At 51.2% G+C, this 13,360-nt stretch carries 9 protein-coding genes and 1 tRNA gene; 2 read left to right on the plus strand and 8 right to left on the minus strand.

The annotated features are described in order from the left end of the window. Positions 1 to 74: 74 nt before the first annotated feature. Positions 75 to 2,747, plus strand: coding sequence for an ATP-binding protein (locus tag TW77_RS16955; protein ID WP_046006171.1), 2,673 nt, complete (start codon positions 75 to 77; stop codon positions 2,745 to 2,747). A 34-nt stretch (positions 2,748 to 2,781) separates the two neighbouring features. Here the strand turns inward: TW77_RS16955 and rimI are convergent, their stop codons facing one another. The 5 genes from rimI to guaB all read right to left on the minus strand — a co-directional run bounded on the left by rimI (position 2,782) and on the right by guaB (position 7,117). Further along, positions 2,782 to 3,255: a ribosomal protein S18-alanine N-acetyltransferase gene (rimI, locus tag TW77_RS16960; RefSeq protein ID WP_082078958.1), complete on the minus strand. Its 474-nt coding sequence runs from the start codon at positions 3,253 to 3,255 to the stop codon at positions 2,782 to 2,784. Further along, complete coding sequence (locus tag TW77_RS16965) at positions 3,252 to 3,563, minus strand: hypothetical protein (RefSeq protein WP_046006172.1); 312 nt, start codon at positions 3,561 to 3,563, stop codon at positions 3,252 to 3,254. Before TW77_RS16965 ends, rimI begins: the two co-directional genes overlap by 4 nt. A 107-nt stretch (positions 3,564 to 3,670) precedes the next feature. Continuing rightward, positions 3,671 to 3,747: transfer RNA gene (locus TW77_RS16970), tRNA-Trp, on the minus strand. Between the two features lie 148 nt (positions 3,748 to 3,895). Continuing rightward, on the minus strand, positions 3,896 to 5,470 hold the full coding sequence (gene guaA / locus TW77_RS16975) for a glutamine-hydrolyzing GMP synthase (RefSeq protein WP_046006173.1): 1,575 nt from the start codon (positions 5,468 to 5,470) through the stop codon (positions 3,896 to 3,898). Positions 5,471 to 5,647: 177 nt separating this feature from the next. Further along, complete coding sequence (gene guaB / locus TW77_RS16980) at positions 5,648 to 7,117, minus strand: IMP dehydrogenase (protein WP_046006174.1); 1,470 nt, start codon at positions 7,115 to 7,117, stop codon at positions 5,648 to 5,650. Positions 7,118 to 7,248: 131 nt separating this feature from the next. Between guaB and xseA the strand changes: the two genes are divergently transcribed. Continuing rightward, the gene (xseA, locus tag TW77_RS16985; protein ID WP_046006175.1) at positions 7,249 to 8,625 is read left to right on the plus strand and encodes an exodeoxyribonuclease VII large subunit; all 1,377 of its coding nucleotides are present in this window, start codon (positions 7,249 to 7,251) and stop codon (positions 8,623 to 8,625) included. Here xseA and TW77_RS16990 read toward each other — a convergent pair. The 3 genes from TW77_RS16990 to TW77_RS17000 form a co-directional block, all read right to left on the minus strand. Next, positions 8,622 to 9,278, minus strand: a complete 657-nt coding sequence (locus TW77_RS16990) for a hypothetical protein (RefSeq protein ID WP_046006176.1) — start codon at positions 9,276 to 9,278, stop codon at positions 8,622 to 8,624. The two genes, xseA and TW77_RS16990, sit on opposite strands and share 4 nt — an antisense overlap. Positions 9,279 to 9,304: 26 nt before the next feature. Then, positions 9,305 to 10,126, minus strand: a complete 822-nt coding sequence (cysE, locus tag TW77_RS16995; RefSeq protein WP_046006177.1) for a serine O-acetyltransferase — start codon at positions 10,124 to 10,126, stop codon at positions 9,305 to 9,307. A gap of 199 nt (positions 10,127 to 10,325) precedes the next feature. Further along, positions 10,326 to 13,199 carry a M16 family metallopeptidase gene (locus TW77_RS17000; protein WP_046006178.1) on the minus strand — a complete coding sequence of 958 codons (2,874 nt, stop codon included), beginning with the start codon at positions 13,197 to 13,199 and terminating at the stop codon, positions 10,326 to 10,328. Positions 13,200 to 13,360: the final 161 nt, after the last annotated feature.

Genomic DNA, 13,360 nt, shown 5'->3' on the forward strand with positions numbered 1-13,360 from the left:
ACACATTAATCGGACACGTTTGTGGTCATACTGGGGTGTTTCACCACCAAGTTGATAGATGGAATTGAACACGGATGAAAACAAGTAAGCTGAGTATCAGGCTGTTATGGTATATCACCCCTCTGGTGATACTGCCATTGTTATTGCTCGGCGGCTTTACACTGACCAATGTCACCAGCTCGACCCAGAAGCAGGCAAAACTCATTGTCAGTCGCTTTGTTGAACAACAACAGCAAAAAATGTTCAACTACATGGAAATCTACCAATCCACCACTAAATTGCTGTCGACCTCTCCGGTCCTCAGTGACTATTTGAGCTTACCCGATCAAGAAAGCCTTGAAAAAACCCAGCGCTTAGGGGCACTCATGGATGTATTTGCCAGCTACAGCGAAGCCTATCCGGATATCCTGAGCATTAACCTGGTAAATGAACATGGTCAGAGCCATGCATTCTATGCCAGCAACCTCAATCGGGCGCCTCAGTCTTATCCCTTTTTTGCCCAGGTCAGGCAAAGCAACCTGCGCCAGCAGCAGTTTATGCAGGCGTCACAAGACGGCGGCACGCAACTTTATTTTGTCCAGCAGATCTATGGCGTGGATTTCAACCTCAACCGGCCTCAGCGCGAGGGCTACATTATTGTTCAGGTTGCCCCCTCGCTTATCAGTAGCAGTATTCTTGAAGCGCCCTATGACAACACCTTAAATCTGCTGGTGTCGGCATCAGGTGAAGTCCTATTCAGCTCCGACAGCCATTTTAACCAAAGCTTCCTGAGCGTAGAGGAAATGGCACTGGTCAATGCACTGGCAGATAGAGGTAAACTGGACTCTCTGGTCTTGCCGTCCATTGATAATCTCAGGCGTATGACCTATAGCGCACAGCTCAGTGGCGGTTATTATTATATCTCAACCATTCCGAAGACCATTTTATATCAGTCGGGCAAAGCCATCAGTTTAACCACCGCATTGATCGTGATTTTATCTGTGATCACGCTCCCAATCCTGATTTTCATTGTGGTCAGAAACTTACTATTAACCCCAATCGAGCTACTGGGCGAAGCCAGCCACCGGGTTGGCGATGGTGATTTGTCGGTTGCATTACCAGCACACGATGATGACGAAGTAGGTATCTTGTTTGATGATTTTAATCACATGATCAAACAGATCCGGGATTTCCAGGGGGAGCTGGAAGACTACAAATTACACCTCGAAGAGAAAGTCGAAAACCGTACCCGGGCGCTGGAAGAAATGAATCGCCAGCTGGAAGTGGCCATTGCCGAAGCCGAACAAGCCAGCCAGCTTAAGAGCCGCTTCCTGGCCAATATGAGCCACGAGATCCGCACACCGCTGACCGCCATTATGGGATTTACTGAGCAGATGCTGCATTCTCCCACTGCCACCAATTCAGCCCTGCACTTAGATACTATTTTACGTAACTCCAGGCACCTGCTGGAATTGATCAATAACATTCTGGATCTATCTAAAATTGAGGCCGAAAAGCTGGCTGTTGAACAAGACCCCATTGAACTGCTTCATTTACTCAAAGACGTGGAGTCGATCATTGCCCCTATGGCAGAGCAAAAGCAGCTCGGCTTCACCGTGCACTATGCCTTGCCACTGCCTCAGCAACTCTATAGCGATGAAACCCGGCTTAAACAGATCCTCCTTAACATCGCTACCAACGCGGTTAAATTTACTGAAACAGGCAGCATTGAGATCAGCGCCCGTTATCGCGCAGACACTGCCAGGTTCGAATTTGAAGTCAAAGACAGTGGTATTGGCATGTCACAAGGCGAAATGTCGCGGGTGTTTAAACCCTTCGAGCAGGCAGACTCAACCACCACCCGACGTTTCGGCGGCACTGGCCTGGGCTTATGTATCTCCAAAAACCTCGCCCAGTTACTGGGAGGTGATGTCAGTGTAGAGAGTGCTCAGGGAGTTGGCAGCCGCTTCACTATTAGCGTCGCAGCGAATCACCCGGCAGCAGAATTTGCCTGGATTGAGGACGAAACCCAGCTGGCACACGATCATGTGGTATCCACGCAACAACTGGATCAAACTCAGCTTGAAGCCGATATTCTGCTTGCTGAAGACAACCCCGACAACCAGGAGCTACTGACCTTATTACTCGGTGCCTGGGGACTGAAACCCGATATTGCCAAAAATGGCGCGCAAGCCGTGGAGATGGCACTGGTTAACGACTACGACCTGATCCTGATGGATATGCAAATGCCGGTCATGGGCGGCCTGGAAGCGACTGAAATGCTTCGTCACGCCGCTTTCGACGGCCCTATCATTGCCCTGACTGCCAATGTGATGAAGCATGACATAGATACCTACCTGGCGGCAGGTTGTGACGCCACACTCGCTAAACCCATTGATCGTGAAAAGCTTGGCGCCGTATTGCTGAAGTATTTACAGTTGGAAGAAGACAAGAGTTCGCAATGGAACTCACTGCTGCAAAGTGAAAAGTATTTGCAGATCAGCCGCAACTACGTAGAAAAACTCCCCGATCAGCTCACCCAGCTGGAACAGTTCTTTACCGATCAGGAATGGGAGTCACTCAGAGCGCTGGCGCATAGCCTCAAGGGCAGTGCCGGATGTTTTGGCTTTAGCAACATTCACAGCGCGGCCGGCGACTTAGAAACCTGTCTGCGCGAAGATAACCCAAGCAAATGGGAATATGCCATGTTAAGCCTGACACAGGCCATCAGATACACTCTTGAGCAGGAACATGCCAACCTTGAATAACCGGGCTTGGGCAACAGAAATACGTTCAGCGCTTTCAGTCACCGCTCAGTTCGGGATCAAGCAACACTTTGCCCATTAACAGAGCATCTTCTTTCCCCTGTGCTGTGGGGTAGTAACTCTTACGTACGCCCATCTCTGTGAAGCCCGCCTTACGGTATAAACCTATGGCCGCCTCATTGCTTACCCGCACCTCTAGAAAGATATTTTCGGCCTTGTCTTGCTCACACCTTGCCTTAAAGTGCCCCAGCAACTGCCAGGCCAGGCCCTGCCCCTGACACGCAGGCGCAATGCAAATGTCCATCAGGGTAAAGTCCGGGCCTGCCCGCTCACCGACATAAAAGCCAACCAATTGCTCGTCCTGATACAGCGCGGCATTAAAGTAACGTCCGCCTAAACAGGATTGCATGGTCTTGCTGGTCCAGGGATGCGTATGACAGGCCTGCTCAATTTCCATCAGCTGTTGCAATGGCAAGCTTGCCAGATGATCCGCATGAATAGAGACCGTCATGATTGTCCACGCCAGATCTGTTGCCACAAGGCACGCTTTTGCGTCGCGCTCAGTGATGCTTCCGGTATAACCAGATGTGCCTGCTGCGCGCGCCGTGTCCAGCTCAGAGGCTCACCAGCAGCAACGCTGAGTTCGCTGACATTGGCAGCCAGGCAAAGATCCTGTTGTAACTGCGCGCTCAACGTTAGCGCCACCGCTGTGGGTTCAACTGGCTGAGGTGCAGACGCCGTGGGCTGCGGGTTAGGATCAAAAGCAGATTTGAGTTTAAGTGGCATTATACCAAGTAACTGAGCCTGAGCTGCGTGCATGCAAAAACACCGGAAAAATTAAATGCTGGGGATTCTAGAATATGCGTGCAATGACTGCAATCTGAATTGTATTAAATACGGTAATAATCAGGAAATAAGAAAGGAAGTGGCAGGGGCGGCAGGACTCGAACCCGCAACCATCGGTTTTGGAGACCGCTGTTCTACCAATTGGAACTACGCCCCTGCAATGTCGACGCATTATAATGAGCAATTTGAAAAGGTAAAGAGAAAATATCAACTTTTGGATCGTTTGCTGATTTTATCAGCAAAAAGGGCGAATAGTTACCCCATTCGCCCTTTTCTTAACCTACATCAGGTTATCTGATGAGTATTTATTCCCACTCAATCGTCGCAGGCGGTTTACCTGAGATGTCGTACACCACGCGAGAAATGCCGTCGATTTCGTTGATGATGCGGTTTGACACCTGACCCAGGAACTCATACGGCAGGTGAGACCAGCGTGCTGTCATAAAGTCGATGGTTTCTACACAGCGCAGCGACACAACCCAGTCATACTTACGTGCATCACCCATCACACCTACTGAGCGTACTGGCAGGAATACAGTGAAGGCCTGAGACACTTTGTGGTACAAGTCAGCCTTGTGCAGCTCTTCAATGAAGATAGCGTCGGCACGACGCAGCAGGTCGCAGTACTCTTTCTTGATTTCGCCCAGAACACGTACACCCAGACCAGGACCCGGGAATGGGTGGCGGTATAGCATGTCGTACGGCAGGCCCAGTTCCAGACCAATTTTACGTACTTCGTCTTTAAACAGCTCGCGCAGCGGCTCTACCAGGCCAAGCTCCATATCTTCCGGCAAGCCACCTACGTTGTGGTGAGACTTGATCACGTGCGCTTTACCTGTGGCTGACGCCGCAGATTCGATCACGTCCGGGTAGATGGTGCCTTGTGCCAGCCATTTCGCGTTAACACGCTTGCCCGCTTCTTCGTCGAATACTTCAATGAAGGTATGGCCAATCGCTTTACGCTTATCTTCCGGGTCATCAATGCCTTTCAGGGCATTCAGGAAGCGGTCTTCCGCATCGACTTTAATGATGTTCAGGCCAAACTTATCGCCGAACATATCCATTACCTGCTGGCCTTCGTTAAGACGTAGCAGACCATTGTCCACGAATACACATGTCAGTTTGTCGCCGATGGCACGGTTGATCAGCATAGCCACTACAGATGAATCAACACCGCCAGACAGGCCCAGGATCACTTCATCGTCACCTACCTGCTCTTTAATACGTGCCACCGCATCTTCAATAATCTGGCTCGGTGTCCACAGTTTCTCACAGCCACAGATATCCGTCGCAAAGCGCTCTAGCAGACGTAGACCTTGTTGCGTGTGCGTTACTTCCGGGTGGAACTGCACGCCGTAGAAACGTTTCTCTTCCCAAGACATTGCTGCATGCGGACAGGTTTCTGTTTTTGCAGAAGTGATAAACTGCTCAGGGATCTCGATGACCTTGTCGCCGTGGCTCATCCACACATCCAGTTTGCCGATGCCGTCTTCGATGTGATCTTCAATCGCTTCAAACAGGGCACAGTTACCCACTTTTTCAACTTTCGCGTAACCAAACTCTTTCTTATCCGAGCTGTGTACTTTACCACCCAGCTGCGACGCCATGGTTTGCATGCCGTAACAAATACCAAGCACAGGCACACCGGCATTGAACACATATTCAGGCGCGCGCGGACTGCCTTCTAAAGTCGTAGACTCCGGGCCACCTGACAGAATGATACCCTGCGGATTAAATTCGCGGATCTGCTCCTCGGTTACATCCCAGGCCCATAGCTCACAGTAAACGCCGATCTCACGGATCCGGCGGGCGATCAATTGAGTGTATTGAGAACCAAAATCTAAGATCAAAATACGGGAATCATGGATGTCTTTGCTCATTGATAATCTCGTTTGTTAGGAAGCGATAAAACTAGTAAAGCAGAACAACTGAACTTTACCTAAATGACCGGGCAAGTTTGCCTGCCCAACGCATATTGTTTGTCTCCACCTTGCCTGAAGGCAGACACTAAAATTAAGAAGGGCCGGCAACCGCCAGCCCATTTTTACCCGCCGGGATTAGCCCATGCGGTAGTTAGGAGCCTCTTTGGTGATCTGTACGTCATGGACGTGCGACTCACCCATACCAGCAGAGGTCACGCGGACAAACTGAGGTTTAGTGTTCAGCTCCAAAATGGTGCCACATCCAGTCAGGCCCATGGCACTGCGGATCCCGCCCACTTGTTGGTGAATGATGGTGGCGATTGGGCCTTTGTAAGCCACGCGGCCTTCAATGCCTTCCGGAACCAGTTTTTCAGCAGCGTTGCTCTTTTGGAAGTAACGATCTGACGAACCTTCTTTTTGGTTCATCGCGCCCAGTGAGCCCATACCACGGTATGACTTGTAGTAACGACCCTGATACAGCTCAACTTCACCCGGAGCTTCTTCAGTACCTGCCAGCATAGAGCCCACCATAACGCAAGATGCACCAGCAACCAGAGCTTTAACTATGTCACCAGAGAAACGAATACCGCCGTCAGCAATGACTGGAATGTCACGACCTTTCAGGCCATCTACAGCATCTGAAATTGCGGTAATTTGAGGCACACCACAACCGGTTACGATACGTGTGGTACAGATAGAGCCAGGGCCAATACCCACTTTAACCGCATCAACACCGGCGTCTGCCAGTGCAACCGCACCTTCAGCCGTCGCCACGTTACCCGCAACAATTTGCAAGTCCGGGTACGCTTCACGAGTTGCTTTAACTCTGTCAATCACGCCCTGAGAGTGACCGTGTGAAGTATCGATAAGCAATACGTCAACACCCGCAGCAACCAGCGCAGCGATACGCTCGTCGGTACCGGCACCCACACCAACCGCAGCACCTACGCGCAGACGGCCTTGCTCATCTTTACACGCATTTGGTTTTTCCTGTGCTTTTTGGTAATCCTTAACGGTGATCATGCCTTTAAGTTTGAAAGCGTCGTCGACCACCAGGATTTTTTCAATGCGGTGCTCGTGCATCAGACCCAAGATCTCTTCGCGTGATGCGCCTTCTTTTACCGTCACCAGATCAGACTTTTGCGTCATCACCGAAGACACAGGCTTATCCAGTTTGGTTTCAAAACGCATATCACGGCTGGTGATAATACCTTCAAGCAGGTTGTTCTCACCCACGACCGGGAAGCCTGAGAAGCCGTTTTCTTCAGCCAGCGCCAAAGTATCGGCAATGGTTTTGTCTGCGGTGACGGTAACCGGGAAAGACACAATCCCCGCTTCGTACGCTTTTACTTTGCGTACATTGCGCGCTTGTTCTTCAATGGTCATGTTCTTATGGATGAATCCAAGGCCGCCTTCCTGTGCAAGTGCAATTGCAAGGCGTGCTTCAGTGACTGTATCCATAGAGGCAGAAACTAATGGCAAATTAAGTTCAATACCACGAGTCAGGCGGGTTTTTAGGTTCGCAGTGTGTGGTAGAACAGTCGAATGAGCGGGTACTAAAAGTACGTCGTCAAAGGTAAGGGCTTCTTTTGCAATTCTTAACATGTGTGCGGCATCTCTCAAGTGAAACTGAGTATAAGGAATTGCGAGCGCATTTTATCAGCGTTCCTTATGCGAGTAAATAAAATTTAGCAAAAATATGCTAGAGTATTCGTGAATTTTTTATGGAGCTGAGTATGTCGTTGCCACAACAAGAAAAAGTTTATTCGGTCTCGCGCCTCAATCGTGAGATCCGCAGTTTGCTGGAACAGGGGTTCGCTTCTTTGCAGCTGACCGGCGAGATCTCCAACTTTGTCGCCCCGGCGTCCGGGCACTGGTATTTTTCTCTTAAAGATGACAAAGCCCAGGTAAAAGCCGCCATGTGGCGTGGCAACAACCGCTACTGCCGGTACCGGCCACAAAATGGCGAGCAGGTGCTGGTTCAGGCCCGGGTATCGGTATATGAACCGCGCGGTGACTACCAGCTGATTGTCGAGCAGATGGCACCGGCAGGCGAAGGCCTGTTAAAACAACAGTTCGAAGCACTCAAGCTGCGCCTGGCGGGCGAAGGCTTGTTCAGCAGCCAGCATAAACAACCCCTGCCTGCGCGCATCAATCGGGTGGGCGTTGTCACCTCCCCGACCGGCGCGGCGATCAGAGACATTCTGTCGGTCCTGAAACGCCGGGCACCGCAACTGGAGGTAGTGATCTACCCAACTCAGGTGCAAGGTCAGGAAGCCCACCACCAGATTGCAGCGCAAATTGCTCTGGCAAACAGTCGCAATGAAGTAGATGTGCTGATTGTTGGCCGTGGTGGTGGTTCTCTGGAAGATCTGTGGTGCTTTAACGAAGAAGCCGTGGCCAGAGCCCTGTTTGCCAGTCAGCTGCCGGTGATCAGCGCTGTCGGCCACGAGATAGATACCACCATCAGTGACTATGTCGCCGACCTGCGCGCGCCAACGCCTTCTGCCGCAGCGGAGCTGGTCAGCCCCGATGGCGCGGAAATTCTGGCTCAGTTACGCCAGCAAAAACAGCGTCTGGCGGGGGCCATGCAGCGTTATGTATCCCAACAAGGGCAACAACTGCACAATGTACACCAACGCCTGTTACTGCAACATCCACAAACTCAGCTGATGCAGCAGGCACAAAAAGTGGATGAGCTCAGCAGCCGCTTACACCGGGCAATGAACCACCAGCAACATCGGGCACAAAGCCGTGTTGCACTGGCGCAGCAACGCCTGGCGCAGTTTCATCCAGAGCAGAAACTGCGCTATGCCAGAGCGCATCTCGACAGCCTGAGGGATAAGCTCATTCGCGCGATGCAGACCTCGCAACAACAGCACCAGCAACAACTGGCGTTACTGGCGGCCAGGCTCGACAGTGTCAGTCCGTTGGCCGTTTTGGCACGAGGCTATAGCATTACCAAATCAGCGCAGAAAGTCGTTAAATCAACGCAGGACGTGGCAGTGGGCGATGTGTTAACCACTGAATTGCACGATGGCCGCCTGCAAACGCAAGTGCTGGAGGTCGCGCCACATTCACCAGACAACGAACGCGCGACGGACTGTGATTAGTATTCAGTACTCAGTTCCCGAATGCTTTTAGTGCTCAGGTGCACTTGCATTCCCTGCGCGGTTTGCTGCGCAGCACTGACCTTGAAGTGCTGGATCCAGGGGGTGTTAAAAAGGCGGTCGTTAAGGCGCTGCCACTGCATGGCATCGACGCCCTGACTACGCGGTACAAAACTCAGCTGACAGACGTGACGCTTGCAGCCATAACTGGCATAAGCAAAGTAATGGCTGAGATCACTGGTATAGAGAAAATCTCCGAGCTGTAATTCCAGCTCATCGGCCCACAGCGGGTCGCGCGATTCAGTTTGAAAGATATCTGCCAGCTGACGATTGATGTTGCCGGATGCAGTTGAATGCGGTGGCTCACTTGGCGGCTCGGGCCTTGCTGCGGCCTGTGTCTGTGCCAGCTCCCCCTGCAATTGTTGCACCTGCTGGCGCAACGCTGTGAGCTCTGCAAGCGTGTCTGTTGTTGTCGGTACAGTGGCCTCAACGGCGTCATTTGCCGGGTTAGCGGGAGGCAGCGGCTTGTCGGGATGCGTCTCCATGACTGACGCTGACGAGCTGACAGGCTGTGCTGAAACCAGCCACCAGGTCAGCGGTGCAGCAACGGCTGCACCCAATAGCATGTAACCGATCTTTTGGCCCAGGTTATCCATCTGCACCGCCTGTGATGTGTTCGATGCTACAGCATAGCGCTGGTATGAGATTCGTTACGGGCGATCAGGTCCTCATCGAGGAAGTTCTGATCCATCGATTCGGCCGGGCAGGCACATGGCGGTTTGCCTACCACTTTTGCCGGTACCCCTACCACAGTGGTGTGTGGTTCAACGGCTTTGAGTACCACGGAGCCGGCGCCGATACGTGCACCCTCGCCCACTTCAATATTACCCAGTACTTTTGCACCTGCGCCGATCAATACGCCTGCGCGTATTTTCGGGTGACGATCCCCTTGTTCGTTACCCGTACCGCCTAAGGTCACCGATTGTAAAATAGAGACATTATTTTCGATTACTGCGGTTTCACCAATGACTATACCAGTCGCATGGTCAAACATAATGCCATGGCCGACTTTACAAGCAGGATGGATATCAACACCAAATACTTCGGATGTACGGCTCTGGATAAAACGTGCGAGCTCTTTTCTGTCTTGCCGCCATAAGCAATGGGCGAGTCGGTGTGCTTGTATTGCATGAAAGCCCTTAAGGTTTGAAATAACGTTAAGATAGCTATCGGCAGCCGGGTCACGATCTTTAACCGCTTTTATATCATGGGCGACATGGGTCAGCATGCGGTCGCAATCTACAAACGCCTGGTCGAATAATTCACGAATGGTGAACGCAGATACTACGGCGTCTGCCAGCTTGTTCGCCACGATAAAGCTCAATGCCGCACCGAGGCATTCATGATTTAAAATACTTGAGTAAACATGGCTGGCGAGCAGCGGCTCGCGGTCTACTAATTCGGTCGCTTCCTGACGAAGCTTTTGCCAGATCTCGTGTCTCATAAACTGCACTATTTAAATTATTCCAAAGCCTTTGTCTATCTTACCCTGCAACGCGGTAAATTAGCAGTGATAGTCAAATGCTTATTGCATCAATTTGTTATTAATTATAACCCGAAATAGCGAACAGAGGATGGGAAACCAGGCGGATACCAGACCCGCCTGACAAACTCAGAGCCCGGTAGAGGGCTCTGATGGGGCGTTACTTAAAGACCGCTGCTGCGTTCATCACCTCGATGTTAGCAGCCGGAATAGCCAGTTTGTAGTTGGCAATTTGCTTATCTTCATCGATAAGCGCTTGCGGTTTTTCTGCATTGTAATGCATCGGAGATTCAGTCTGATTGACCAGACGCGCTTTCATATCAGCCGCATCGCCGGTCACAAAGACATAGTGAATGTTGTCACTTTGCAGATTTTCACGGATCACGCGATTGACGTCTTCCACGCTCAACGATGCCAGCTGGTCACGCACATAGGTCACAAACTCATCCGTGTTATAGAACTGGCTGTCCAGCGCATAACCCAGCTGACGGTCCTGACTGGCCACCATCTGCGGCACAAAGTTGCTCAGGAAGTTGCGAGTCGCCTCGAAATCGCCTTCCGTCATGCCCTCTTTGATCAGCTTATCCAGCTCAAACTGTGCAACCCGCGTTGCAAAGTGAGCGTCGTTATTAGAACGCAGCGGACGTAACCATACCTGGAAAATTTGCTCAGAGCGGCCCAGGTTGGCATCCGGTTTGGTCTGGAACATACCGCGCGGGAAATACTCAATGTAAGCATAATCACCATAGTTCATACCACGCACCTGACGAATACGCTGGAACAGGTAAGCGTTTGAGTTACGGTGCTCACCAAAGTAAGAGCGCACCAGCCATAAGGCAGTCCAGTCTTTGCTGCTGCGGATGGTATCGATTGGGAAGCCAAACGATACGGCCGTCGATTTCGCACTTTTCTCAATGATGGTGGCATGACGACCCGTCAGTGCCGGCGCATCCGGAATAGTCAGGCGCGCTTCTTCGCCTTTTGGCAGCTGGGCCAGATCGCTCAGCATACGTGCTTTCAGTTGCTCATCCAGCGCCCCGGTGATCCCCACATTCAGCTTTGCCTGAGTCAACTGACTGCGGTAGAAGGCTTTGACATCATCGAGCGTCAGCGCTTCGAGATCAGACAAATCGCCCAGGTTATAGCTCTCATACGGATGGCCCTGATACAGCTTGTGGTATAGCACCTCTTTGCCCAGCTCTTCATCGTTAGACGCCTTAAGGCCTGCCTTAATGTTGTCGATCAGCTCTTTTTTCAGGCGTTTGAAGTCATCTTCACGGAAGCCCGGGTTAAGTAACTGCTCACTGACTAAGGCATACCACTGAGCGGCATTGTCCTTGTGCACCCGACCACGCAGAGACAGCATTTCTTTATCAATCTGATAATCGAAGCTGCCGGCAATCGGATACAGGGCTTTTTGGATTTCTTTATAGGATTTGCTCTGCGAGCCACCATTGGCAATCATAGCCGCTGTCAGCGCTGCCACGCCTTTTTTGCCTTGTGGATCGGCCGCAGCCCCGGTGTAGAACAACAAGTTCACATCCACCAGGGGCGATGCATTGGTGTTATCCAGAACGGAGAAATGACGTTGTTTAGGCTCACTGAGCTCAGCAACCAGCTCATCCAGCGCCACTTCTTTGTCAAACCCTGCCACTTCAGGCAAGTCTGACATAGTCACCGTTGTGCGGCCACTGTCGACAAAATAGCGGTTGGCAACATCGCGAATGTCTTCTGCGGTCACAGAGTCGCTGGTCGCATATAAGGTGTTGATCACTTCAGGGTCGCGCTCAAAGTGCATGTACTGCGCCAGCATACTGGCGATCGCCTGTGACGAGTCTAAATCATTGGCAAAGCTGTACTTGAGATTGGACTTCAGCGCCGCCAGTTTGTCGCTGTCGACCAGCTCAGTGCGTGCTGTAGCATAAGTGCGGTTGATGGCGTCACGTACTACGGCCAGGTCACTTTCTTCATTGACCTTCACGAAAACATGCAATAGACTAGGATCTTTGGTCTCAGCATTGTAGGTAAACATCTGACTGGCAATTTGCTTGTCGACCACCAGCTCCTGATATAGCTCGGAGTTTTCTGAGAAGTACAGTTGCGAGATCAGATCCAATGCCGCACGGTCTTTCTTCTCAGGCTCCCATGCAGCGCCTTTATAAGAGACCAGTAACCAGTGACCCGGCAGGCCGTCATAGTGTTCATGCACATATCTGGCTTGCTGTTGTTTGGGTTCAACCGGAATATCAGCAACATAGTTGCCGCGCTGCCAGCCGCCCCAGTGTTTTTTCACCATCTCCATGGTTTTTTGCGGATCCACATCACCCACAATCACGATAGAGACGTACTCAGGCTTATAGAAGCGCTCAAAAAAGATCTGACCATATTCCATTTGATCCGGCATGGCTTCAATGTCTTCGAAAAAGCCCATGGTGGTGTGCTTGTAGGTGTGCTTGTCAAAGGCTTCTTTGCGCACCGCACTCAATAACTTGCGGATCGGGCTGGCGTTGTTCTTCAGGTACTCGCCTTTCACGGTCAACGCTTCAGTGCGGAACTGAGACTCGCTGTAACTGAGGTTCTGGAAGATATCGGCTTTGATCTCCAGCACCTTATCCAGATGCTCTTTAGAGAAATTCAAATGATAGTTAGTATAATCGTTGGTGGTGTATGCGCGGTTATCCACCCCGGAGTTTTTCAGAATGTCGGCATAGACATCCTGTGGGAACTTCTCAGAGCCCTTAAACATCATATGCTCAAAGAAGTGCGCAAAGCCAGTGCGGCCAGGCTCCACTTCGTTACGCGAACCAACAGATACCGGGATCTGAAGCGAAACCACATCCGGATAATCGGTTTTTACCACCATCACGCGCAGACCATTGTCCAGCTCTTCGAGCACATAGTCCTGAGCGAATACTTTGTTGTTAGCCTGAGCCTCGACGCTGGTTGGCGCCTGCTGAGTTGATTGCGACGTGGCTGCGCAGCCAGCCAGTGCCAGTGACACAGCCAGGCTGGTTGCCAGTAATTTAAATTTCATATGCTTCCCTAAAATTTGCAGTGATTCTTATTATTGGCCCCTGTATTTAGCGGCCCATGGTTGCCAATTATGCCGCAATCCCGCCTTAATTCATCTTTACGCGCCCAATTTATGTAAAAAAATATGAACTGCATGACGCTCGCTAAACTCATCTGCAAAAC

This window comes from Pseudoalteromonas rubra, from assembly GCF_000967655.1.
Taxonomy (GTDB): Bacteria; Pseudomonadota; Gammaproteobacteria; order Enterobacterales; family Alteromonadaceae; genus Pseudoalteromonas; species Pseudoalteromonas rubra_A.

What these genes read in the sequence shown, in the direction of transcription:
- guaA (WP_046006173.1), bottom strand. Translation starts at nt 5,470, where the DNA reads ATGAGCAAAGACATCCATGATTCCCGTATTTTGATCTTAGATTTTGGT.
- TW77_RS16965 (WP_046006172.1), bottom strand. Translation starts at nt 3,563, where the DNA reads ATGCACGCAGCTCAGGCTCAGTTACTTGGTATAATGCCACTTAAACTC.
- TW77_RS16990 (WP_046006176.1), bottom strand. Translation starts at nt 9,278, where the DNA reads ATGGATAACCTGGGCCAAAAGATCGGTTACATGCTATTGGGTGCAGCC.
- xseA (WP_046006175.1), top strand. Translation starts at nt 7,249, where the DNA reads ATGTCGTTGCCACAACAAGAAAAAGTTTATTCGGTCTCGCGCCTCAAT.
- cysE (WP_046006177.1), bottom strand. Translation starts at nt 10,126, where the DNA reads ATGAGACACGAGATCTGGCAAAAGCTTCGTCAGGAAGCGACCGAATTA.
- guaB (WP_046006174.1), bottom strand. Translation starts at nt 7,117, where the DNA reads ATGTTAAGAATTGCAAAAGAAGCCCTTACCTTTGACGACGTACTTTTA.
- TW77_RS16955 (WP_046006171.1), top strand. Translation starts at nt 75, where the DNA reads ATGAAAACAAGTAAGCTGAGTATCAGGCTGTTATGGTATATCACCCCT.
- rimI (WP_082078958.1), bottom strand. Translation starts at nt 3,255, where the DNA reads ATGACGGTCTCTATTCATGCGGATCATCTGGCAAGCTTGCCATTGCAA.
- TW77_RS17000 (WP_046006178.1), bottom strand. Translation starts at nt 13,199, where the DNA reads ATGAAATTTAAATTACTGGCAACCAGCCTGGCTGTGTCACTGGCACTG.